This window comes from Bradyrhizobium sp. ORS 285, assembly GCF_900176205.1.
Taxonomy (GTDB): Bacteria; Pseudomonadota; Alphaproteobacteria; order Rhizobiales; family Xanthobacteraceae; genus Bradyrhizobium.
In genome coordinates, this window is record NZ_LT859959.1 from 1,810,406 (window position 1) to 1,832,680 (window position 22,275).

Annotated in this window: 21 protein-coding genes; 14 read left to right on the top strand and 7 right to left on the bottom strand. The window is 62.9% G+C overall.

Annotated elements, in window-relative coordinates:
* The first annotated feature begins 56 nt into the window (after positions 1-56).
* A complete protein-coding gene (locus BRAD285_RS08310; RefSeq protein WP_006609769.1) occupies positions 57-3,956 on the top strand; it encodes an ATP-binding protein in 3,900 nt (1,299 codons plus the stop codon).
* A gap of 103 nt (positions 3,957-4,059) precedes the next feature.
* Positions 4,060-5,010, top strand: coding sequence for a hypothetical protein (locus BRAD285_RS08315; protein ID WP_006609770.1), 951 nt, complete (start codon positions 4,060-4,062; stop codon positions 5,008-5,010).
* Here BRAD285_RS08315 and BRAD285_RS08320 read toward each other — a convergent pair whose 3' ends face one another.
* Complete coding sequence (locus BRAD285_RS08320; RefSeq protein ID WP_006609771.1) at positions 5,011-5,196, bottom strand: hypothetical protein; 186 nt, start codon at positions 5,194-5,196, stop codon at positions 5,011-5,013.
* A gap of 62 nt (positions 5,197-5,258) precedes the next feature.
* Between BRAD285_RS08320 and BRAD285_RS35700 the strand changes: the two genes are divergently transcribed.
* The 5 genes from BRAD285_RS35700 to BRAD285_RS08340 all read left to right on the top strand — a co-directional run bounded on the left by BRAD285_RS35700 (position 5,259) and on the right by BRAD285_RS08340 (position 7,902).
* The gene (locus BRAD285_RS35700) at positions 5,259-5,591 is read left to right on the top strand and encodes a hypothetical protein (protein WP_139020544.1); all 333 of its coding nucleotides are present in this window, start codon (positions 5,259-5,261) and stop codon (positions 5,589-5,591) included.
* A 37-nt stretch (positions 5,592-5,628) separates the two neighbouring features.
* Positions 5,629-5,820, top strand: a complete 192-nt coding sequence (locus BRAD285_RS08325) for a hypothetical protein (RefSeq protein ID WP_035644679.1) — start codon at positions 5,629-5,631, stop codon at positions 5,818-5,820.
* A 37-nt stretch (positions 5,821-5,857) separates the two neighbouring features.
* Positions 5,858-6,025 carry a hypothetical protein gene (locus BRAD285_RS35705; protein WP_006609773.1) on the top strand — a complete coding sequence of 56 codons (168 nt, stop codon included), beginning with the start codon at positions 5,858-5,860 and terminating at the stop codon, positions 6,023-6,025.
* A gap of 4 nt (positions 6,026-6,029) precedes the next feature.
* Positions 6,030-6,491, top strand: coding sequence for a GNAT family N-acetyltransferase (locus BRAD285_RS08335; protein ID WP_006609774.1), 462 nt, complete (start codon positions 6,030-6,032; stop codon positions 6,489-6,491).
* Between the two features lie 148 nt (positions 6,492-6,639).
* The gene (locus BRAD285_RS08340; protein ID WP_006609775.1) at positions 6,640-7,902 is read left to right on the top strand and encodes a CaiB/BaiF CoA-transferase family protein; all 1,263 of its coding nucleotides are present in this window, start codon (positions 6,640-6,642) and stop codon (positions 7,900-7,902) included.
* Between the two features lie 66 nt (positions 7,903-7,968).
* Here BRAD285_RS08340 and BRAD285_RS08345 read toward each other — a convergent pair whose 3' ends face one another.
* Positions 7,969-8,697, bottom strand: coding sequence for a CBS domain-containing protein (locus tag BRAD285_RS08345; protein ID WP_006609776.1), 729 nt, complete (start codon positions 8,695-8,697; stop codon positions 7,969-7,971).
* A 158-nt stretch (positions 8,698-8,855) separates the two neighbouring features.
* Here BRAD285_RS08345 and BRAD285_RS08350 point away from each other — a divergent pair, with 158 nt between their 5' ends.
* Both BRAD285_RS08350 and BRAD285_RS08355 read left to right on the top strand, forming a co-directional pair.
* Positions 8,856-9,218, top strand: a complete 363-nt coding sequence (locus BRAD285_RS08350; RefSeq protein WP_006609777.1) for a hypothetical protein — start codon at positions 8,856-8,858, stop codon at positions 9,216-9,218.
* 155 nt (positions 9,219-9,373) lie between these two features.
* A complete protein-coding gene (locus tag BRAD285_RS08355) occupies positions 9,374-11,101 on the top strand; it encodes an alpha/beta hydrolase (protein ID WP_244422044.1) in 1,728 nt (575 codons plus the stop codon).
* Positions 11,102-11,147: 46 nt separating this feature from the next.
* On the opposite strand, the gene BRAD285_RS08360 is transcribed toward BRAD285_RS08355, so the two are convergent.
* Both BRAD285_RS08360 and BRAD285_RS08365 read right to left on the bottom strand, forming a co-directional pair.
* The gene (locus BRAD285_RS08360; RefSeq protein WP_006609779.1) at positions 11,148-12,692 is read right to left on the bottom strand and encodes a bifunctional aminoglycoside phosphotransferase/ATP-binding protein; all 1,545 of its coding nucleotides are present in this window, start codon (positions 12,690-12,692) and stop codon (positions 11,148-11,150) included.
* Between the two features lie 24 nt (positions 12,693-12,716).
* Positions 12,717-13,706 carry a zinc-dependent alcohol dehydrogenase family protein gene (locus tag BRAD285_RS08365; RefSeq protein WP_006609780.1) on the bottom strand — a complete coding sequence of 330 codons (990 nt, stop codon included), beginning with the start codon at positions 13,704-13,706 and terminating at the stop codon, positions 12,717-12,719.
* Between the two features lie 258 nt (positions 13,707-13,964).
* Between BRAD285_RS08365 and BRAD285_RS08370 the strand changes: the two genes are divergently transcribed.
* A complete protein-coding gene (locus BRAD285_RS08370) occupies positions 13,965-16,658 on the top strand; it encodes a bifunctional acetate--CoA ligase family protein/GNAT family N-acetyltransferase (protein ID WP_006609781.1) in 2,694 nt (897 codons plus the stop codon).
* A gap of 32 nt (positions 16,659-16,690) precedes the next feature.
* Here the strand turns inward: BRAD285_RS08370 and BRAD285_RS08375 are convergent, their stop codons facing one another.
* Positions 16,691-17,194: a hypothetical protein gene (locus BRAD285_RS08375; RefSeq protein WP_006609782.1), complete on the bottom strand. Its 504-nt coding sequence runs from the start codon at positions 17,192-17,194 to the stop codon at positions 16,691-16,693.
* Complete coding sequence (locus tag BRAD285_RS08380; protein WP_006609783.1) at positions 17,195-17,464, bottom strand: hypothetical protein; 270 nt, start codon at positions 17,462-17,464, stop codon at positions 17,195-17,197.
* A 162-nt stretch (positions 17,465-17,626) separates the two neighbouring features.
* Here BRAD285_RS08380 and BRAD285_RS08385 point away from each other — a divergent pair, with 162 nt between their 5' ends.
* From BRAD285_RS08385 to BRAD285_RS08395, 3 genes are read left to right on the top strand one after another with little or no spacing between them, the layout of a single operon-like run.
* Positions 17,627-18,763, top strand: a complete 1,137-nt coding sequence (locus BRAD285_RS08385; protein ID WP_006609784.1) for an ABC transporter permease — start codon at positions 17,627-17,629, stop codon at positions 18,761-18,763.
* A 2-nt stretch (positions 18,764-18,765) separates the two neighbouring features.
* On the top strand, positions 18,766-19,545 hold the full coding sequence (locus BRAD285_RS08390; RefSeq protein ID WP_006609785.1) for an ABC transporter ATP-binding protein: 780 nt from the start codon (positions 18,766-18,768) through the stop codon (positions 19,543-19,545).
* Positions 19,546-19,547: 2 nt separating this feature from the next.
* Positions 19,548-20,651: an MlaD family protein gene (locus BRAD285_RS08395; RefSeq protein WP_006609786.1), complete on the top strand. Its 1,104-nt coding sequence runs from the start codon at positions 19,548-19,550 to the stop codon at positions 20,649-20,651.
* Between the two features lie 121 nt (positions 20,652-20,772).
* On the opposite strand, the gene BRAD285_RS08400 is transcribed toward BRAD285_RS08395, so the two are convergent.
* On the bottom strand, positions 20,773-21,090 hold the full coding sequence (locus tag BRAD285_RS08400) for a cytochrome c (protein WP_006609787.1): 318 nt from the start codon (positions 21,088-21,090) through the stop codon (positions 20,773-20,775).
* A gap of 139 nt (positions 21,091-21,229) precedes the next feature.
* Here BRAD285_RS08400 and BRAD285_RS08405 point away from each other — a divergent pair, with 139 nt between their 5' ends.
* Entirely contained in the window at positions 21,230-21,943 is a 714-nt protein-coding gene (locus BRAD285_RS08405; protein ID WP_006609788.1) for a helix-turn-helix domain-containing protein, read from the top strand.
* Positions 21,944-22,275 lie beyond the last annotated feature (332 nt).

Here is a 22,275-nt window from a genome sequence, read left to right on the forward strand (position 1 = left end):
CCTCAAGAGAATACCGGCGTTTGTCATCACGGCGGGATTTGCGATTGGGGGGACGTTTGCCGGACCAGCGGCAACCAGTGCGTGACGAGGGTCTCGGCAGCGCCGAGCGCGAACGGCTTTTCTCCGGCGGCAGCGAGCTGGCCGGGCTGATGCTGCAGTTCGATTGGGCGAGCACGTCGATCGGAGCTCCCGAGCACTGGCCCCAGAGCCTGAAGACCGCCGTCAGGATCATGCTCACCTCGCAGCAGCCGATCTGGATCGGTTGGGGGCGGGAGCTGATCTATCTGTACAACGATGCCTACAAGGCCATCATCGGCGGCAAGCATCCCTGGGCGCTCGGACTTCCGACCTCGGTGGTCTGGCACGAGATCTGGGAGGACATCGGCCCGTTGCTCGCCAAGGCGAGCGGCGGTGACCAGGGGACCTATGTCGAGGCCCAGCTCCTGATCATGGAGCGCAACGGCTTTCCCGAGGAGACATACTACACGTTCTCCTATAGTCCCATTCCCGATGATGACGGGTCGCCCGGCGGCATCTTCTGCGCCAATACGGACGACACTCAGCGCGTGATCAGCGAACGCCAGCTGTCGCTGCTGCGTGCGCTGGCCAATGCCGGCGCCGAGGCGCGCAGCATCGACCAGGCTTGTGCGAGCTGTGCGCGCGCGCTGGCAGAGGGGCCGCGCGACCTCCCCTTTGTGTTGATCTACATGACCGAGCCGGATGGCGAGGCGGCGCGGCTCGAGGCCGTGACCGGGATCGACCGCGATCATCCGGCCGTGCGGCCAAAGTTGCTGCTCCGGCCGGGCGAGATGTGGCCGCTGGCCGAGGCGTTGCGTCAGCAGGCTGCCGTCCGGGTCGGCGATCTCACGCAACTGGTCGGCGTCCCGTTCCCGAGCGGTGGCTGGCGCCAGCCGCCGCGGCAGGCGGTGGTGATTCCGCTTGCTCCATCCGGCGAGGCCGGGCAGGGCGGCTTCGTCATTGCCGGCCTCAATCCGTTCCGTCTCTATGACGAGAGCTACGCACGCTTTCTGAATCTGGTGGCCGGGCAGATCGCGGCCGCCGTCAGCAATGGCGGGGCTTACGAGGCCGAACGCCGCCGCGCCGAGGCGCTGGCCGAGGTCGATCGCGCCAAGACCGCATTCTTCTCCAATATCAGCCACGAGTTTCGCACGCCGCTGACGTTGATGCTCAGTCCGCTGGAGGACATGCTCGCGCGCGATGGGTCCGAGATCGGCGCGGCGGAGCGCTCGGTGCTCGACCTCGTTCACCGCAACGGAATACGCCTTCTCAAGCTGGTCAACACGCTGCTGGACTTCTCGCGGATCGAGGCCGGGCGGATGACGGCGAGCTTCGAGCCGGTGGATCTCGCGGCCCTCACTGCCGAGCTCGTCTCGAACTTCCGCGCGGCGACCGATCGTGCCGGGCTACGTCTGGTGATCGACGCCGAGGCTCTGCCGGAGCCTATCCATGTCGATCGCGACATGTGGGAGAAGATCGTCCTCAACCTCGTCTCCAATGCGTTCAAGTTCACGTTCGAGGGCGAGATCGCGGTGTCAATCGGTCTCTCGACCGACCGGCGCCATGCCGAGCTCAGGGTTCGCGACACCGGCACCGGCATTCCCAGAGAGGAGCTGCCGCATCTGTTCGAGCGGTTCCGTCGCATCGAGGGCGCGCGCGGTCGCTCCTTCGAAGGCAGCGGCATCGGCCTGGCTCTGGTCCAGGAGCTGGTGAAGCTCCATGGCGGTGAGATCACCGCCGAGAGCGAGCTTGGCCGTGGCTCCATGTTCTGCGTGCGCATTCCGCTGGGGACGCCACATCTGCCCGCCGGCCAGCTCAGCACCGCGCACCGGCAGGCCGTCGCGACCCAGCGTGCTCAGGCCTATATCGACGAAGCGCTGGGCTGGCTGAACGGCGACAGGCCGGTTGAGTTGCCGCATCCCTCCGCGTCCGACGATCTCGGGGTTCGCGCCATAGCAACCTCGAGCCGGGATCGCGTGGTGCTTGCGGACGACAATCCCGACATGCGGGATTACGTGCGCCGGCTGCTCGACGACGACTACGAGGTCGAAGCCGTCTCAGACGGCAAGGCCGCGCTCCAGGCCGTTCGCCGGCGCCGTCCTGATCTCGTGCTGACCGATGTCATGATGCCGCAGCTCGACGGCTTCGGACTGCTGCAGGCATTGCGCGGCGACGCGCAGCTGCGCGACATTCCCGTCGTCATCCTGTCCGCGCGGGCCGGCGAGGAGGCGAAGGTCGAGGGGCTCGATGCCGGCGCCAGCGACTATCTCAGCAAGCCGTTCAGCGCGCGCGAGCTGCTGGCGCGCGTCCGCGCCAATATCGATCTGGCGCGCGTCCGGCGCGAGGCCGAGACTACGCTGCGCGAGCTGAACGAGCGGCTCGAGGCGCAGGTGCTCGAACGGACCGCGGAGCTGCAGGCCAAAGAGGCGCGGCTCCGCACCATCTTCGAGGCGAGCTACACGTTCCAGGCGCTGCTGTCCTCGGACGGCACGCTGTTGGACGCCAACGCGACCTTGCTTGAGGCCATCGCTGCGCCGCTGAACGAGGTCGTGGGTCAGCCGTTCTGGCAGACGCCCTGGTTTGCGGGCACCCCCGGCATGTCGGACGTGATCCGATCACTGGTCGATGCCGTGGCCCGCGGCGACGAGGCGCGCCGGGAGCTCCAGCTCGATCTGCCGGTCGGCGGCTGGCGATGGTTCGATTTCCAGATGCGGCCGGTGCGCGACGAGACCGGGCAGGTCGTGGCCATCGTGCCCGAGGCGGTCGAGCTGACGGAGCGCCGCAAGGCGGAGGAGGCATTCCGCCAGGCGCAGAAGATGGAGGCGATCGGCCAGCTCACCGGCGGCGTCGCGCACGACTTCAACAATCTCCTGACCGTGATCAGATCGTCGGCTGATCTGCTGCGCCGGCGGCAACTGTCGCCCGAGCGGATGCGCCGCTATGTCGACGCGATCTCCGATACGGCCGATCGCGCCGCCAAGCTGACAGGGCAGTTGCTCGCCTTCGCGCGCCGCACGCCGATGGAGCGCCGCGTGTTCGACGCGGCCGGGCATATCGAGCAGATCGAGGACATGCTGCAGACCGTGCTCGGGGCGCCCGCCGTGATCGAGCTCGATCTGCGGGCACGGCCGTTGCCGGTCGATGTCGATGTCAATCAGTTCGAGACCGCTCTCGTCAATCTCGTCGCCAATGCGCGCGATGCGATGAACGGGCGCGGCGTGCTGACCATCCGCGGTGAACTCGTGTCGCACGAGGGCGCGGCCGGGCAAGCGCAATGCGTCGCGATTGCCGTCAGCGACACCGGCTGCGGCATCGCGCCCGATCAGATCGACCGCATCTTCGAGCCGTTCTTCACGACCAAAGGCGTCGGCCGCGGCACCGGGCTGGGCTTATCCCAGGTCTACGGCTTCGTTCATCAGTCCGGCGGCCGGGTGCTGGCGGACAGCGAGCTCGGCAAGGGGACGACGCTGACCTTGCTGCTCCCGCTTACCCACAAGCCGCTTGGACCGCGTGAACGGACCGAGCATCATGCCGAGGTGCTCGCCGCGCGCTGGAACGTGCTGGTGGTCGAGGACAACCCGGAGATCGGCGAGTTCTCGACGCAGCTGCTCGAGGACCTCGGTTATCGCACCGTCCTGGCGCGCAGCGGTCTCGACGCGCTCCGGATGATCGAGGACAATCCCGACGGCTTCGACCTCGTGCTCAGTGACGTCGTGATGCCGGGAATGGACGGCGTGACGCTCGGCCAGGAGATCCGGCGGCGGCTGCCGATGATTCCGATCGTGCTCAACAGCGGCTACAGCGACGTGCTGGCCGACGGCGATCGGCACGGCTTCAGCCTGATCCACAAGCCCTATTCGGTCGACGAGCTGTCGCGGGTGCTTCGCCAGGTGATGGCTGCGCGCGGGGCCGGTCCGGCGCCGTCGCCGTCCGAGTAGACCTGGGGAACGACGATCCTCGGATCTTCCTGTGCGCATCGCGATCGACGCTTGAAGATGCGCGCCGGACCGGCGTATTTTTCTGCCGCTGGGGGACGTCAGAATGGCGGATAAGGAATGGTTGCTGGGCGAAGGCCGGCCCTTGCGGTGGCTCTCCGTCCTCTCGATCGGTGTCGCACTGCTGATCAGTGGCAGCGCCGTCGCAAAGGACGAGAGGGACGATGACGACAAGGACGCGTCGTCATCCGGCATCGCCAACGTCTATCTCGATTTCCGCACGAACTATGCCTATGTGCCCGGCGGCGCGCTGTCGACCGGTCTCGGCGACACGTCCTTATTTGGGACGCTGTCGCAGCTCGCGACCTTGCGGAAGCTGCTAGATCGTCCGTCCCTGCCTGGACGACCGCAGCTCTCGGCGCCGACCAATCAGGGCGTCGGCGTCGATGTCCCGTTGACGCTGGATCTCGACGAGGCGCTGTCGCTCTATGCCGGCTTCACCGGCAGCGCGTCCTACAATGGCCTGTCCGGCTGGTCGGACGTCGCGGTCACGAGCTGGTTCCTCGGCTTCCAGGCCGATGTCTACCAGCAGAACGGCGGCGCATTCCCGACCATGACGCTGCAGTCCACAGTGACGCGCTCGGTGCCGGACGCACCGTTAGCGACCACCTCGTTCAACACGGTGGTGGAGGCGAAATACGCGCTCGACACCGAGGAGATGCGAGGCTGGCTCGCGGGCGTTCAGTATACCCATGTCGAGGTCGATTCCGTGCTGGCGCGTGTGGGCGACACCACGGCCGGCTATGTTGGCGGCTTCTATCAGTGGGACAACAATTGGAAGGTCTCTGCGCGTGTCGGCCTGCAGTCGTTCGGCGGCGCGCAGCTGCTCGCCGTGACGCCGATCGCGTCCTACACGCAGCCGCTGGTCAGGCTCGACCTCGATCGCATGGACGACGACGACAACCGCCTGTTCGGCATCACGGCGCAGATCGCATGGGCCCCGAAGCCGGTCTATCAACTCACCGTGCGAACGCCGCTTTACGCGATCAAGAACTGATCAGCGCATGCTGACGAACTTGCCCCAGAGGCCCGCGAGCACCGCACTCGTCATTACGTAGTGCGGCTTGTCGCAGAACAGGCTGCCGACTTGGCAGACATCGGCACCCACAGATCCGAGCTGGTGGTCGCCGGCCGCGTAGAACAATGCGGACAAGGCGCCAAGAACAACTGCGACGACGTACATCGTGAAACCTCCTTCTCCAGCATGGCCGACGGGCGCTCGTGTCGCGCCGTCGATCACGGCGTGTGATCGCGCTTGACACGTCGGGCAAATCAGGCGCATTTTGCCATCGTCAAAAAATCATAGAGCCCGCGCCGAGGATCAGGCAGCGGGCTTTTTATTTGGCCAAGCGAGGAATTCGCGCGGCGGTTATCGAAATCGGAAAACCCGATCGCCGCATTTCGATCAAATTTGACACGTCGGGCAAATCACTGGCATATTGCCAGCATCGAAATTTCCGAAATCACTGTCCACGCAGCCCGCGACGCAACAGCCATGGGCTGTTCTTTGCCGTGCGTGACTGCTCCGGGATCGTCTCGTTGCGCCCGCCGGCAACGGTTAGACTCCTCATCATCTGAATATTGGCCGCCCCGCGCGAACGGGACGGTCGCGGGCATGGTGCTGGTCGCCATGCGCGCAGCGGTCCCTCGCGCGAGGGATAGGGTTCGCGCCCGAAGCGATCGCGTTGTCCGCGATCCACCGCGCCTTTCTCTTAACAACGATCAGGAGAGAACGATGACCGCCTATTTGATTTCGCTTGCGGTGGTGGGGCTCGTCGCGATGGCCGCCGCCGACGCTCTGTCGTGATTACGCTCCACATCAACTCGAGACTCCGGAAGCGACCATGTCGAAGACGATCACCGAGCTCCGAGCAGACTTCCAGCACCTGCGGCGCTGGCGCAAGAGCGTGGAGCAAGCACAGAGCTATACTTTCAAGGCGGTCATCACGGTCATTGCGACCGGTATCGTCGGCGCGATCTGGCTCGGCATCAAGGTCGTGCTCGGGAAGTGAAGCCGTGGCGAAGCAAGCCCTGCGGCGTCTGCGCCGCTTCCGCATCCGTGAAGTCGACGCCTGCGAGCCAGACGTCGTCGATACGTTGAAGGACCTTCACGCGCGCATCTTCCTGGATCGGGCGCCTCTGCCCGATTTCGACGTCGGCCATTGGTGGATGGCCTCCGAGTTGGGACGACCCACGGCCTTTGCCGGCCTTGTTCCGTCTGTCTTGGGCGGCGGAATCGGCTATCTCTCCAGGGTAGGAGTTCTTCGCGAGTGCTGCGGACACGGTCTGCAGCGCCGCATGATGCGTGCGATCGAACAGCGCGCGCGACGCTCCGACCTCTGTTGCATCGTATCGGACACGACGAGCAATATCATCTCCGCGAACAACTTCATTCGCTGCGGATATGTGCTGTTCGAGCCGGCTCAGCCTTGGGCGTGGGGGAACTCACTCTACTGGCGCAAGATGATCCGCGCGTGAGTTGCCTATCAGCCTCGTTCTGCGTTGCAGCAGAGGTCGGTTGGGCAACGGAATTGCCGCGCAGGCCAGTTTTGTGCTTGGTTGCTCTGTGCGCTGATCCGCGCATGCAACGATCGCTTCAGACGATCGAGGTGAGGGAAGGACTCGAATGCCGGCTGAGGTCATCTTGTCAGATCGCAAGCCGCGGCCGAGCGATGCGCCGGCCGCCTTGGCCGGATTGCTCGTGATCGATTTCACCCGTGTCGTCGCCGGGCCTGCCTGCACGCAGACCTTGGCTGATTTCGGAGCCGAGGTCATCAAGATCGAGCAGCCGATCAAGGGGGACGATACCCGTGCCTATGAACATGCTGAACTCGGCGGCGAGAGCGCAGCCTTCCTCAGCCTCAATCGCAACAAGCAGGGGATGGTGCTGGATCTCGTGATCGCGCAGGCCCGAGATATTGCCCGCGCGCTCATCGCCAAAGCCGACATCGTGGTCGAGAATTTCTCGTCGTCGGTGATGGAGAAGTATGGCCTCGACTATCCCACGGTGTCGCAGACCAATCCGGGACTGATCTACTGCTCGATCTCGGCCTACGGCCGCACGGGTCCGTTTGCGTGGCGTTCGGGATTCGATCCGATTGCTCAGGCCGAAAGCGGCTTCATGTCGCTCAACGGATTTGCCGATGGGCCGCCGATTCGAACCGGAGCGCCGGTCGTCGACTTCGCGACTGGCATGTCGGCCTGTAATGCCATCCTGCTCGCACTCGCAGCAAGGCAGCGACTCGGCAGGGGACAGCACGTCGAAGTCGCATTGTTCGACATTGCCTTGGCGATGACGGGCTTCTCCGGAATGGCCTATCTCATGAACGGTGTGAACCCGTCGCGGACAGGCAATTCGCCGAACGATTCGCCGACGGTCGGCGTGTTCGACGCGTCGGATGGTCCGCTCTACATCGCATGCGGGAACGACCGGCTCTGCCACCGCCTCATGACGCAGGTTCTTGGCCGCGCGGATCTTCTCACCGATCCTCGCTTTGCCACCCGGAAGGCGAGATGGACGAACCGCACCCAACTCCGCGGCATCCTCGCCGACATCATCGCCGCCGACCGGATGGAGGTCTGGATCTCGCGGATGAATCAGGCCGGGGTTCCCGTCGGCCGGGTGCGGACGGTAGAACAAGCCTTCAATGCGCCCGAGGTTCGCGCGCGGGATCGCGTGTGTCGCATCCCGCATCCGACGGCGGTCTCGATCCCGAATGTCGAGCCTGCGATCACCATGCAGATGACGCCGGCGGTCGAGCCCCGGGCCGCGCCGCGTCTTGGCGAGCATACGACGGCTATTTTGCGCGCCCGGCTGGGGCACAGCGAACAGGAGATCGAAGCCTTCCGCCAGCAGGGCGCGTTTGGGCCGATCCAGACGGTCGCCTGAGCCTAGCGCAATTTCGCTGGTCGCAGGCGAGACTGGTGATGAAGATGGCCGCGCCGTGGTTGATCCTCAGCTGGCCTTTGCCATATCCTCGTCTTCCGGCGAGTTGAGGTACATGCCGGACATGGTATCGACCCAGCACAAATGGTCGTGCACCTTCTTCACACCCGTGACGTTTTCGGTGGCGACGATGGCCGCCTGCCGCGAGCGTTCTTCGGTGATGACGCCGCTCAAATGAACGATGCCGTCCTTGGCGATGACGGACAGTCCGAAGGGGCACCAGTCGTTCTTCTCAAGGGCGTCGATGACACGATTGCGAATGTGATCGTCATCAGCCGTGGGGTCCGGAACCTGCCGGCCGAGGGTGGCGACTGCCTGCAGCAGATTCGCCCGGGACACGATGCCGACGACCTGGTCACCCTTGACCACCGGCAGCCGCTTCACGTGGTTCTTCTCCATCAGCTCCACGATCTCCGCGAGGGCGGCGTCTTCCGTGATCGTCAGGGGAGACCTGGTCATGACCTCAGACACCTTGCGTCCATGCTCGTGGACGAAGTCGGCGGCTGATTTTCCCGGCCCGAGAATAAAACGGAGCCAGCGGCCACGCTTGCGTCCCGTGCCGATCTCCGTACGGCGGATGAAATCACCTTCCGAGACGACGCCGACCAGCTTGCCGCTGGCATCGACCACCGGCAGGCCGCTGACGTGGCGTTGGAGCATGATGTTGGCCGCGTCCACAATCGACGTATCCGGCGAGACGGTGATGACGGGACGGGTCATGATCTGATGGGCGCGCATGGCGAACTCCGATGTCAAAAGCTGCAGAACCGTAATCCCGCGGTCAAGCCGTGAATTGACCCAGGTCAAAGAGGAGGTTGCTCGGTTATTGATGCAGCTCAAGGTTTTGGGCGTGACGTGGGTTAAAGGTGAATTGATTAGCAAGAGGAGAGGTGCCCATGTCTGAGCTCTCCGGGGCAAATGTCGTGGCCGAGGAAACGGCCAAACTGTCCGAACGTGTTGCTCTGTCCAATAAGCATGCGCTTGAGTTGCTCGTCGGCTCGCAGCAGATCATTCTGGAAGAGATTCTCTTCGCCAGCAATGAGGCGCTGGACCGCACGCGCACGGAAACGCATCTGTTGGCCGAGTTCGTATCGAAGCTGGCCGGGGTGCATTCCGTCAAGGGAATCCAAACGATGGTCCAGGAATGCGGGCAGCATCAGCTCGACTTCGTCAGGCGTGATTGCGACCGGCTCTTCAAGCATGGGCAGCGGCTCATTGATGCCAGTGTGAATCTCGTGGGGCAACGGTGGCGAAACTGAAGAGTGGGGGGGCATCGCGTCCGGATCGTCGCGAAGCAAAGAGCCTCCAGGTCCGAGGCGGGGCGCAGGACGTTGGCGGTGCCGCTCCGGTGTTGGCGGAATCGAGCCAGCTGGCCCGCCTCGACGCGCAGCCGCTCCCTCAGGATGCCGAGACGATTGCCAGGGAGTTCAGCCGCGAGGATCATGAGCTGGACAAAGCCTTCAGCGCGGTCCTGGCGCGCGTAACCGGCGGAATCTCGCCGGCTGCGCTATCGATGGCCTATCTGGATTGGGCTTGCCATCTCGCGGCGGCGCCTCAACGCCAGATTGAAATCGCCCGGAATGCCTGGCATGGTGCTCGGCAGCTCGCCGAGCGGTCGTTGCATCTTGCGGACCCGGACCGGGCTCCCTGGGATCTGATAAGGCCGCAGGCCAACGATCATCGCTTTTCCAAGCCGCAATGGGCGATGCAGCCGTTCAACCTGATGGCTCAAGCTTTCCTGCTCGGCGAAGATTGGTGGCACAAGGCAACGACGGGCGTCCGCGGAGTCAACCCGGCCAATGAAGCCGTCGTGGATTTCTCGCTTCGTCAGCTGCTCGATATGTTCGCGCCATCGAACTTCGCAGCGACCAATCCCGAAGTGCTGGAAAAAGCAGTTCGAAGCGGTGGCGAGAACTTCGTTTTCGGCTGGCAGAATTGGCTCGCCGATCTCATGCAGGTTCTGCAGCCCGGAAAGACATCAGGTCGCTCCGAGTTCGTGGTCGGCCGGACGGTCGCGACTGCGGCTGGCAAGGTGGTGTACCGAAATCGTCTGATCGAGCTGATCCAATATGCGCCGACAACCGAAAAGGTGCGGCCGGAACCGGTGCTGATCGTGCCCGCATGGATCATGAAGTTCTACATCCTCGATCTATCGCCGCACAATTCCCTGGTCAGGTATCTGACCGACCAGGGCTTCACGGTGTTTATGATCTCCTGGCGAAATCCGGGAGCGAAGGACCGGGATCTTGCCTTCGACGACTACCGCTCGCTGGGCGTGATGGCCGCGTTGGGCGAGATCGGGAAGATCGTCCCGGACACGCCGGTCCATGCCGTCGGTTATTGCCTCGGAGGAACGCTGCTATCGATCACCGCGGCGGCCATGGCGCGGGATGGAGACGCGCGTCTCAAAACGATCACCCTGTTTGCGGCTCAGACCGATTTTACGGAAGCCGGAGAGCTGACGCTTTTCATCAATGAGAGCCAGGTCGCATTTCTCGAAGACATGATGTGGGAGCGCGGCTATCTCGATACGACGCAGATGGCAGGCGCCTTTCAATTGTTGCGATCCAACGATTTGATCTGGTCGCGGGTCTCGCGTGACTATCTTCTCGGCGAGCGGGCCAATCCGAGCGACCTGATGGCGTGGAATGCGGACGCCACGCGCCTGCCGTATCGGATGCACTCCGAATATCTGCGCAAGCTGTTTTTGAACAACGATCTTGCCGAAGGACGGTACAGGGTCGAGGGAAAGCCGGTGTCCCTCTCGGACATTCATACGCCGATGTTCGTTGTCGGCACGCTGCGCGACCACGTCGCCCCGTGGAAGTCCACTTACAAGATCCATTACGAGGTCGACGCCGACGTCACCTTTGTCTTGGCGAGCGGCGGACACAATGCCGGCATCGTGGCGCCGCCAGATGAGCCCGGACATTCGCATCAGGTGCGCACCAAGGCGGCTGACGCGCCGTATCTTGGTCCAGACGAGTGGCAGAGCACGTCGCCGCGGATCGAGGGCTCGTGGTGGCCGACCTGGACCGCTTGGCTGGCGCAGCAGTCTGGAGTGCCGGGCGCAGCGCCGCAACTGGTGACGGACCACTCGAACGAACTTGGGAGCGCGCCGGGCGACTACGTCCACACGTAGGCTCGGCATTCGTCTTGGGCCGTTGCCCGACCGTGCGGCGCCGTCCTCAGCGGTTGATCCGAAGTTGCGATATGCTTCGGTCCAGCGTCGTTTCCGGCGTTCCCGACGCATCCACCTGAAACCAATCCAGAGCGCCGATGTCATAGCGTTCCTGCTCTTGAGCGACCGCCTCCGTGGCGTCGGACGCATCGTTGACCCGGTGCTGAATCCTCTCCTGGCGGACGCGCAGGTCTGCAACGAGGAAGAGGCCAGCAAAGGGCACTTGCAGTCGATTTGCCAATTGCTGGACTGCCTGACGTTCGGCCTCGCGTGCAAACACGGCGTCGACAATGACGGTGAAGCCCTGGGCCAGCACCTGCGCGGCCTGGTTCATCAGTTCGTGATACACTCTGGCGCCCGATTCAGGCGTGTAGGCGGTCGCCGGCAGTTGCTCGCTCTGGGACACGCCACACAGCTGCTTTCGCAGCACGTCGCTGCGCAGCACGATCGCTCCCGGTATCGGCGCCAACTCAGGGGCGAGCGCGCGCGCCAAAGCAGACTTGCCAGTTCCTGACAGGCCGCCGACGGCGATCATCATTGGAGCGGCCGGCTGAATGAGCCGGCGCGCCAGCTGAAAGTAGCTTTTGGCGATCTCGAATGTCGTTGAGAGAGGGGAATCGCTATGTTCGGCCGCCCCGCGATTGAGTTTCGCAAGGAAGACCTGTGCTCGAATGGCTGCTCTCATGGCCAGGAACAGGGGCAGAGCAGCAAGGCCGTCCGTCTGTTCGGGCTCCGCAACAAGGCGATACGTGTTCAGGAGATGATTGGCCGCGACGGGCAGGTTGAAGTGCAGCAAGTCCATCAGCGGAAATGCAAGGTCGTAGAGGATGTCGATCGTGGCGATGCGGTCGTCGAATTCGATGGCGTCGAACAGCACCGGCTTGGCGTCGATCATGACGATGTTGGCCAGATGGAGGTCGCCGTGGCAGCGCCGGACATCGCCTTTGGCAGCGCGCTGCTCGAGCAATGGCTTGACGCGCAAGAAGGCCGAGCGACAGAGCGCATGAAGCTCTGCGATCTCTCCTTCCGGAAACCGCCGGCTAGCCTCAAAGCTGGCAATGGATGCGTCGATCCAGCGCGGGACGGAATCGATCCACGCGCTGTCCGTGACTTTTGCGGCAACCTGATGTGACGCTGCGATGGTCTCCGCCAGATGGTCGGCCAGATCAGAGTTCACCTCCGCATGTTCCGCGAGATGATCCAACGTCTGGCTCTCATCGAAGCGACGCATCTCGACCGCATATTCGATCGGATCACCTGGCCCGTCGATGGAGAATTTCCCGTTCGGTGCCTTCGTGATGGCAACGACACGGAGATAGATGTCGGGAGCAAACGGGTGATTGATCTCCAACTCTTTCGTGCATGCGGCTTTGCGTAGTGCGAGCGTCGAATAGTCCAGGAATGGAAGCCGGATTGCACGCTTGATCTTCAGCGCGCGGTCGCCAAACAGGAAGACGGATGCCGCGTGTGTATCGATGCGGCGAACGTCTGGATGCCTGTTGCCGTCGCCCAAGAACGCGAAGACGAGATCCTGATCGGACGGTGACGTCATGAGCGCGGCTTCCCGTGTTGGCATTCAGGCGTCTGGCACAAGAACGGCTGCACCAAGAATTTCGCCGCGCCTCAATCGGGCAAGAATGGCATTTGCGTCCGACAGAGGATAAGCGGTCGTATGTGTTTCGATGTGGGAGTCCCGAGCCACGCGCAGAAAGTCGAGGCCGTCTTGTCGCGTCAGGTTGGCGACGGACATGACCTGACGCTCTCCCCAGAGGAGCGAGTAGGGGAAGGTTGGAATGTCGCTCATGTGAATGCCCGCACAAACGACCCGGCCGCCTTTTCGAACCGCCCGCAGAGCGGCTGGAACGAGCTCGCCGGCGGGCGCGTAGATGATGGCCGCATCCAGAGCAACATCGGGACGCCGGTCCGATGCTCCAGCCCAGGTTGCGCCGAGATGGCGAGCGAGATCCTGCGCCGTTCGATCATCTTCGCGGGTGAATGCGTAGATCTCGCGGCCTTGCCAGCGGGCGACCTGGGCGACGATGTGTCCTGCTGCTCCGAAACCGTAAATCCCGAGCCTTTCTGCGTCCCCGGCCATGACGAGCGAACGCCAGCCGATCAGGCCGGCGCACAACAGCGGCGCGACCGCGACGTCATCACCGAGACCGTCGAGAGGAAATGCGTAATTTGAGTCGACGAGCGCGTGGCTCGCATAGCCGCCGTCACGCGTGTAGCCGGTGAAGCGAGGCTCATCACACAGATTTTCCATTCCTTGCGAGCAGAACGCACAGTGGCCGCAGGTGTGCCCTAGCCAGGGAACGCCCACTCGCGCGCCGAGCTGATGCGTCGTGACGCCCGCACCGATCCGGTCGACATGGCCGACGATCTCGTGACCAGGAATGATCGGATAGCGAATGTCCGGCAGTTCTCCGTCAACGAGATGCAGGTCGGTGCGACAAACACCACATGCGCTGACCCGGATACGAATCTCGCCGGGTCCAGGCTCGGGATCTGGGAGCGTCTCGGACTGGAGAACTCCTCCCGGTCGTTGCAACACCATCGCGTGCATCGAGGACTCCTGGGCAGCGTCGCGCCGGTGACATAAGTCATGCCAGGACGCAGGGGTTTGATGTCCGTCAAGGTCGCATGCGCGCTGGAGAGCCTATCAAATGTCGGCTGGTGGAGCGAGGGCGGGCGTCCGAGAACGGAGCAGCGTCACATCTCTCCCGTACTGGGATGATAAGCCGCGCTGGACCTGTCGCGGATTGAAACTAAGATGCTTGTGCGGGACGCGGCCGCCGTTCGCAGGCTCTTGCTGGATATCGAAATGTCGACCTATCGATTGCGGAACCTGTTGTTGCCTCGCTCCATCGCTCTGGTCGGGGGAAGTCCGCGGCCCAGCTCGGTCGGAAGGGCCATTCTCGACAACGTCGTCAAGGCGCAGTTCGAGGGCAAGCTCGGCCTCGTCAACTCGCGATATTCGGACATATCCGGCATCGCCTCTGTGGCGAGTCTCGTCGAATTGCCCTTCGTGCCCGAATTGGTCGTGATCACGACGCCGCCGCCTTCCATTCCCGATCTGATCGATCGCGCGGGTGCCTTGGGGACTGCCGGTGCCCTGATCATTACCTCGGGGCTTGGACACGGAGCAGGATCGCTGGCGGATCAGGCGGAGAAAGCCGCACAGAAGTACGGCATGCGTTTGATCGGTCCCAATTGCCTGGGCATCATGATGCCGACCATCAAGCTCAATGCGAGCTTTTCGGCACATATGCCGGTCGCGGGGAGCTTGGCGCTGATCTCGCAGTCCGGTGCCATCGCTGCCGGCATGGTGGATTGGGCCGCACAGCGCGGCGTGGGGTTCTCCGGCATCGTCTCGATCGGTGATCAGCAGGATGTCGATCTTGCCGACCTGCTGGACCATTTCGCGCTGGACGGTGGAACCCGCGCGATCTTGCTCTACATCGAAGCCATCAAGGACGCCCGAAAGTTCATGTCGGCGGCGCGAGCTGCAGCCAGAGTCAAGCCGGTCGTCGTGGTCAAGTCGGGCCGCGGCGCGTTCGGCGCGAAGGCCGCCGCAACCCATACCGGCGCATTGGCCGGGGCAGATGCCGTCTACGAAGCGGCGTTTCGCCGCGCGGGCGTTCTGCGGGTCTCGGATCTCCGAGAGCTGTTCGACTGTGCCGAGACGCTGGGCCGGGTCGAATCTCCGACAGGCAAGCGGCTCGCGATTTTAACAAATGGCGGCGGGATTGGTGTGCTCGCCGTCGACCGCCTGGTCGAGCTCGGAGGAGTTCCGGCGGCCTTGTCGCCTCCCGTCCATGACAAGCTCGACGCCGTGCTGCCCCCGACCTGGTCCGGGTCGAACCCGGTCGATATCGTCGGCGATGCAGATGCTGCCCGCTACACGGCTTCACTCGAGGCCCTCTTGGCCGACCAGGCCAATGACGCAATTCTCGTCATGAACGTTCAGACTGCGATTGCATCGGCCAGCGACATCGCGACCGCAGTCACCCAGTTCGTCAGCGCCTATCGCAAACAGCACCGGCGTTGGGCGAAGCCGGTGCTGGCGGCATGGGTTGGCGCAGAGCAGCCGGTCATCGAGACCTTGAGCGGCGCGGGGATCCCGAATTATCCGACCGAGGATGATGCCGTCCGGGGCTTCATGCATCTCGTTCGCCACCGTGAGGTGGTCGAGTCGCTCGCGGCCGTCCCGCCGGCAATGCCGAGCTCATTTGCGCCGGACGTCGAGGCGGCCCGCAAGATCGTCAACACGGCGCTCGCCGACGGGCGAACCTGGCTCGATCCCGTCGAAATCAGCCGGCTGCTGGAGGCTTACGATATCGCAATGGTGCCGACCTTCGCGGCGTCCACTGTGGACGAGGCGGTCGCCTATGCAAGTCAGCTCTTTGCCCAGGGTGCCACGGTCGTATTGAAGATCCTGTCGCGCGATATCGTTCACAAGTCGGACGTCGGCGGTGTCGTCCTCAATCTCACCACGGTCGAAGCCGTGCGCAACGCGGCGAACGAAATCATGGCCCGCGCCAAGGCTGTTCGGCCCGACGCCAGGATTTCCGGGGTGATCGTGCAGGCCATGGTGGTTCGTGCCAAGGCGCGGGAGCTCATCATGGGACTCGCCGATGATCCAACGTTCGGCACCGTGATCGTGTTTGGTCGTGGCGGCACAGCTGTCGAGATCATCAATGACAAGGCGCTTGCTCTGCCGCCGCTCGATCTCCAGCTGGCGCGCAACCTCATCGAGCGAACGCGGGTCTCACGATTGCTGCGGGCCTATCGCGACGTACCTGCGGTCAAACCGGATGCGGTCGCGCTGGTCCTGGTGAAGCTTGCACAGCTTGCAGCGGACGTTCCTGAAATCCGTGAGCTGGACATCAACCCGGTGCTCGCAGACGAGAGCGGCGTCTTGGCTGTGGACGCGCGGATCGCGGTGGGTGAGGTCCCGCCCAAGTTCAAGGGCTCCGGGCCTGCGAATTTCGCCGTTCGGCCCTATCCAAGCCAGTGGGAGCGTCATCTTCAAGTCAAGGATGGCTGGCGCATATTTGCGCGACCGATCCGGCCTGAGGACGAACCGATCATTCATGAGCTCCTCAAGCACGTGACGGCTGAGGATCTGCGCCTGCGCTTCTTTGCACCGATGAAGGAGTTCACGCACGAGTTCATCGCGCGCCTGACGCAGCTCGACTATGCGCGCGCGATGGCCTTCGTCGCCCTCGACGAAGCGACCAATGAACTGGTCGGCGTCGTGAGGATTCACTCCGATTCGGTCTATGAAAGCGGAGAGTACGCCATCCTGTTGCGGTCGGACCTGAAGGGCAGGGGCCTCGGTTGGGCGTTGATGCAGCTGATCATCGAATATGCAAAGGCGGAAGGTCTGAAGATGATCTCTGGCGATGTACTTCAGGAGAACGTCGTGATGTTGGAGATGTGCCGGAATCTTGGATTTGAGGTCAAAACCGATCCGACCGAGCGTGACCTCTGTAACGTGAAGTTGAGGCTTTAGATTGTCGGCGCAAGCTGCGGCGGAAAGCGCGTTCAGGCCGTTGGAGCGCCATCAGGCGGCGGATTCGCTGTCTCGTTCTCAGATCCGGCATGCGCGCGCAGCGCCCTGATGACCATCGTCGCGAGGGGAACGACAAGAAGCGGAATCAGCTTGTTGAGCGGATGATTGACGATGTTCGAGATGTCAGCTTGCAGGGACCGCGCTTCGAGCTGAAGCGCATCCATCGATGAGGAATGAATCTCGTTGGCCAGCTCGATCTCGCGACCTGACGGCGCACGGGACGCGAGGATCAGCAGGACCGCCGCGATGACGAAATTGCAGCCGCCGAGCGCTGCGGCAGCCAGCACTGCGGAGGTGACCTGGACCAGCGCAAGATAGGCCGCCAGTTCGAGCATCAGCAGACCGAAGACGGCAATTAGCGCGGCGAAGGCGCGCAAGCCAAGGCCGACGAGCAGATGTCGAAGCCTGATGTCGGCGATGACACGGTCGGTACGCCAGAGAAGGCGTAAATGTTTAGCGACATTCTCCGTATCCACTTAAGTTCTCCGCAAGAGGAGGCCGATGGCCATGCCGATCGTAAAGGCTGTAGCCGTCGCCATGATCGGACGAGCCCGGATCAGCTGTTCCAACTGAAGATCGCCATCGCTCAGACCTGACCGCAGTGCGCTGATCGCTGCCTCGATCGGCTCTGTCGTCGCCTGCGCATTGGCGCCGGTTTGATGTGTGGCAGCGTGCCGCAACAGGTGCCCGAGCTCGTGCGTCAGAGCATCCAGTTCGTTCCTGAGTGTTGCAGCGTCGATCGCCATGTTTTGTCCTGTGTCAATCCATTGTAGAAGCAGCAACAGCGGGAAGCTTGATTTCGCTCAATCGTGTGCCATGTGCCGTTTGATGCATGTCAAGCGGGGCGGGCCGGTGGGATCTAGGAACGTGCTGTGTCCAGCGACACGCAGAGCGAGGGAGACATTCGATTGCGTTCTCATCCGGGATTGATCGCCGAGGCGACGGAAGAGGTGCTCGAACTCCGTCCGAGTGGCCCCTGGGTCTCTCTCAACGTCGCTGAGCTCGAGAGCTTGACCGGCTCGGCCAGCGCCAAGCTGGGCGCCGCAAAAGCTGTGAAGCTCGACCTCGGCGAGGTCACCGAGATCGACACCGTCGGAGCCTGGCTGCTCGAGAAGCTTGGTCGCCAAGCTTCCGCTAACGGTCGCCATGTCGAAATGACTGGCGTTGCCGAGAACTACCTCGGACTGGTCGAGGAGGTTCGACAGGTCAATCGGCGCGAGATCGCGCCGGTGCCGCATCAGAACCCGATCGTCGCCAAGCTCACGGATCTCGGCCGTTCGACGCTGTCTGCCGCCCAGGACATCACCGTGTTTCTGGACATGCTTGCGGCGCTGTCGTTCGCCTTGGTGCGAACGCTGCGACGGCCGCAATCGCTGCGCATCACGTCGCTCATCTATCAGATGTACCGGATCGGCTGGCAGGCCATCCCGATCGTGGTGTTGATCACGTTCCTGATCGGCGCCATCATCGCCCAGCAGGGCATCTTCCACTTTCGGCGTTTTGGCGCTGAGTCTTATGTCGTCGACATGGTCGGGATTCTCGTTCTGCGTGAGCTGGGTGTCCTGATCGTTGCGATCATGGTGGCGGGACGATCGGGCAGCGCCTACACCGCGGAGCTCGGATCGATGAAGATGCGGGAGGAAATCGATGCCCTGGTGACGATGGGGCTCGATCCCGTCGAGGTCCTGATTTTGCCGCGGATCGTCGCGCTGGTCTTGACGTTGCCCATGCTGGCCTTCATCGGGTCAATGGCCGCGCTCTATGGCGGGGGATTGGTCGCCCAGCTCTACGGTGGCATGGGACCGGCCATCTTCATCGCGCGACTGCATGAGGCGATCTCCGTCACGCATTTCGAAGTGGGCATGTTGAAGGCGCCGTTCATGGCGCTTGTGATCGGCATTGTCGCGTGCAGCGAAGGCCTTCGCGTGAAAGGGAGCGCGGAATCGCTGGGGCAACAGACGACGACGTCGGTCGTGAAGTCGATCTTTCTGGTGATCGTGCTTGACGGCCTGTTCGCCGTGTTCTTCGCATCCATTGGAATGTAGCAATGGATGATAGTGGAAAATCGAGCGCCATTCGGGTGACCGACCTCGTCGTGGGCTTCGGCCGGCAGGTCGTGTTGAACGAGCTCTCTCTGGACGTTCGCCGTGGCGAGATTCTCGGATTGGTCGGCGCATCCGGTGGCGGCAAATCGGTCCTGATGCGAACGATCATCGGGCTCATTCCACGGCGCAGCGGGACCATCGAGGTGATGGGCGTACCGCTTGGTGGCGCGGCGGAGCGTGCTACCCAGAAAGCGGCAACGCGCTGGGGCATCCTGTTTCAGCAGGGAGCGCTGTTTTCATCGCTGACCGTCAAGCAGAACGTCCAGTTTCCGTTGCGCGAGAATCTGCAGATGTCGCAGGGGTTGATGGACGAGATTGCCATCGCCAAGCTCGAAATGGTTGGCCTTCGCGCCGAGGATGGCGACAAATTTCCAGCGGAACTCTCCGGCGGCATGACCAAACGCGCTGCGCTGGCGCGGGCACTCGCGCTGGACCCGGCGATTGTGTTTCTCGATGAGCCGACCTCCGGTCTCGATCCGATCTCCGCCGGCGATTTCGATGCTTTGATCAAGACCCTCCAGCAGACCTTGGGACTGACCGTGTTCATGGTAACGCATGACCTGGCCAGCCTGAATACCGTCTGCGACCGTGTCGCTGCGTTGGCCGACGGCAAGATCGTTGCGATTGGCCCGATGAGTGATCTGCTTCGATCCGAACATCCCTGGGTAAAGGCCTACTTTCATGGCAAGCGATCCCAGATGCTGCAACCGAAAGCGAGTTGAAGATGGAAACACGTGCCCCCTTTGCTGTCATCGGCGGCTTCGTGCTGGCGGCCATCGTCGCAATCTTTGGCTTCGTGTATTGGCTTAACAACACGGGGGGCCTCGGGCCGAGGACGACCTACCGTGTGCAGTTCGAGGGATCCGTACCCGGCCTGCTGGTCGGCGCTGCCGTTCTGTTCAACGGCATCCGCGTTGGCGAAGTGACGGAGCTCGGTTTGGCGCCGGACAACCCGCGCCGGGTCAATGCGACGATTTCGGTCTCGTCGGCCACGCCGGTGCGCGCCGATACCAAGGTCGGCCTGGAATTCCAGGGATTGACGGGCGTGCCCGTCATCGCGTTGGAAGGTGGCTCGTCGTCGGCCGCAGCTGGCGGCGTGTCGCTCCTGGTGGCAGAAGCTGGCGCGGGTCAGAGCATGACCCAGGCTGCACGTGATGCCTTGCGACGCGTCGATGCTGTTCTTGCGGAGAATGCCGGTCCGCTGAAGGACACCATCGCCAATCTCAAGACGTTCTCGGATGGGCTGGCGCGGAATACCGGCAAGCTCGATGGGATCGTCTCTGGCCTCGAGAAGATGACAGGCGGCGGTGCGCCGGCCCAGAAGACCACCTATGATCTGGTGGCGCCGCGGGATTTGGGCCCGGTCACCAAGGTCATCAAAGGGCAACTCGCTATCCCCGATCCAACGGCGGTGGCGATGCTGCAGACCCAGCGCATGCTGTTCTCGCCGGCCAAGGATTATCCGGGCTTCGCCGATTTTCTATGGGCGGACAGCATTCCCAAGCTGCTGCAGGCGCGTCTGATCGATGCATTCGAAAACTACGACGTGAGCCACGCGCCGCTGCGGACATCGGATCTCGGCCAGCCGGATTTTCAGTTGCTGATCGACGTTCGCCGTTTCCGGATCAATGCCGATGCGGCGGCGGTGGCTGAGATCGGGTTGTCGGCGCGGCTGGTGGACAAGAGTGGCAAGGTCATTGCGTCTCGGCTGTTTGACGACAGTCAACCGCTGGCCAAGCTCGATCCCGCGGAGTCGGTGGCTGCTTTCGACCAGGCTTTCGGTCGTGTCGCCAAATCGATTCTGGCTTGGACGATCCAAGCTCTCTAGAGCATGATCCGGAAAAGCGGAAACCGGTCTTCCGAAAAGATCATGCTCAAACAAGGAGATAAGATCACGATGCGTTTCCGCCGAAACGGGTCGTGATCTAGTCGGGGACGCGGCGCCGGGTCTATTCGAGGCTCTTCAGATACGACAGCAGGTCGTTGATCTCGGGAGGAGAGAGCTCGAATTGCGGCATCGCCGGGTGGCCGGTGACGATCCCTTCGGCAAGCGCCTCGCCCAAGGTCTCGATCGGATAACGCAGGTGCAGCGTTCGAAACGGAGGAGCCGGTCGAAATGGACTGTCTCCGACCTTGCCGATGGCATGGCATCGCGCGCAATGCGTCTTCGCATAGATCCGGCCGCGCTGTTCGGGAGTTGATGCAGCATGGGACGGAAGAGACAACGAGAGGGTCAGAAGGAGAGCGCAGAAGGCGGACCGCTGCATGCATCACGTCCAAGTCACAAGGTATTTTGCGCCACGATAGTGCCCGGATTGTCCCCTCATTTGATTTGAATCAACTGGAACTCCGAGCATCCGCTAGAATGCGGCTATTCTCTTTGCGCTTGGCCCAGCGGAGCCCTGTATGAAGACGTCTCTCGTTGCAGTCGATTTCCACGGGCAGGGCTGCGCCGATTGTGCCGTGCGAGGGTTCAGCGTTTGCGCATCGCTGGATCAGTTCGAGATGCGGGAGTTCGAGCAACTCAGCCGTCGCGTCAGCTTCGGCTCCTGCGAGACCGTTTTCGCGCAAGAGGATACGTCGTCTTGTTTTTACAATCTGCTTGATGGAGTCATGAGGCTCTACAAGCTCTTGCCCGATGGTCGCAGGCAGATCGTCGGATTTGTGCTGCCCGGCGACTTCGTGGGGATGACGACAGAAGACCGGCATGGGTTTTCCGCCGATGCCATCGGTCCGGTCACGGTGTGTCAGTTCGCCAAGCTGCCGTTTGGTCGTTTCGCCGAAGACAAGCCAAATCTGTTGCGTCGAATGAACCAGCTGGCGGTCCAGGAGCTCAATCAGGCGCGGGACCACATGGTGCTGCTCGGTCGCAGATCGGCTGAGGAAAAGGTTGCGACCTTCCTGGTCGGCTGGAGGGATCGGCTCGTCGAGCTGCGAGGCCCTTCGAACATCGTGCCGCTCCCGATGAGCCGTCAGGACATTGCCGACTATCTGGGACTCACCATTGAGACGGTGAGCAGGACATTTACGAAGCTTGAGCGGGACGGAGTCATAGCCATCCTGCCGGGCGGCGTATCGCTCCGGGATTCGGCCCGCGCCGAGGCTCTGGCTGCTGCCTGAGGCGCTCGCGGCGCTTTGCATTGATTTGAATCAAAGACTGCTGTGCGTCCGCTGAGGGACAGTGTCTCAAACTCTAAGAAGGGGGAGAGAGATGCCGTTCGATGCCATGATGGTCAGCTTTGCAGTGGTGGCGGTTTTTGTAGCCTTTGCGGCGGTCCTGCTCTGGGCCGATTCGCAGACCAAGCCTCGGACCTGACGCCGGGATACGTTCGGGCCTAAGCAGCCGACCCTCCCGCGACTGATTTCCGGGAGCGGGGGCGGCTTTGCGCAAGGCGCCGGAAGTCACCGCTGGGCCGCAAGAGAGGCTCCCGTTGGCTCCTCGGCCAGCTCAC

Bases quoted from the DNA above. Each gene is read 5' to 3' on its own strand.
- BRAD285_RS08315 (WP_006609770.1), top strand. From the start codon at position 4,060: ATGGCGGATAAGGAATGGTTGCTGGGCGAAGGCCGGCCCTTGCGGTGG.
- BRAD285_RS08320 (WP_006609771.1), bottom strand. From the start codon at position 5,196: ATGTACGTCGTCGCAGTTGTTCTTGGCGCCTTGTCCGCATTGTTCTAC.
- BRAD285_RS08325 (WP_035644679.1), top strand. From the start codon at position 5,629: ATGGTGCTGGTCGCCATGCGCGCAGCGGTCCCTCGCGCGAGGGATAGG.
- BRAD285_RS35705 (WP_006609773.1), top strand. From the start codon at position 5,858: ATGTCGAAGACGATCACCGAGCTCCGAGCAGACTTCCAGCACCTGCGG.
- BRAD285_RS08340 (WP_006609775.1), top strand. From the start codon at position 6,640: ATGCCGGCTGAGGTCATCTTGTCAGATCGCAAGCCGCGGCCGAGCGAT.
- BRAD285_RS08345 (WP_006609776.1), bottom strand. From the start codon at position 8,697: ATGCGCGCCCATCAGATCATGACCCGTCCCGTCATCACCGTCTCGCCG.
- BRAD285_RS08350 (WP_006609777.1), top strand. From the start codon at position 8,856: ATGTCTGAGCTCTCCGGGGCAAATGTCGTGGCCGAGGAAACGGCCAAA.
- BRAD285_RS08360 (WP_006609779.1), bottom strand. From the start codon at position 12,692: ATGACGTCACCGTCCGATCAGGATCTCGTCTTCGCGTTCTTGGGCGAC.
- BRAD285_RS08365 (WP_006609780.1), bottom strand. From the start codon at position 13,706: ATGCACGCGATGGTGTTGCAACGACCGGGAGGAGTTCTCCAGTCCGAG.
- BRAD285_RS08370 (WP_006609781.1), top strand. From the start codon at position 13,965: ATGTCGACCTATCGATTGCGGAACCTGTTGTTGCCTCGCTCCATCGCT.
- BRAD285_RS08380 (WP_006609783.1), bottom strand. From the start codon at position 17,464: ATGGCGATCGACGCTGCAACACTCAGGAACGAACTGGATGCTCTGACG.
- BRAD285_RS08390 (WP_006609785.1), top strand. From the start codon at position 18,766: ATGGATGATAGTGGAAAATCGAGCGCCATTCGGGTGACCGACCTCGTC.
- BRAD285_RS08395 (WP_006609786.1), top strand. From the start codon at position 19,548: ATGGAAACACGTGCCCCCTTTGCTGTCATCGGCGGCTTCGTGCTGGCG.
- BRAD285_RS08400 (WP_006609787.1), bottom strand. From the start codon at position 21,090: ATGCAGCGGTCCGCCTTCTGCGCTCTCCTTCTGACCCTCTCGTTGTCT.
- BRAD285_RS08405 (WP_006609788.1), top strand. From the start codon at position 21,230: ATGAAGACGTCTCTCGTTGCAGTCGATTTCCACGGGCAGGGCTGCGCC.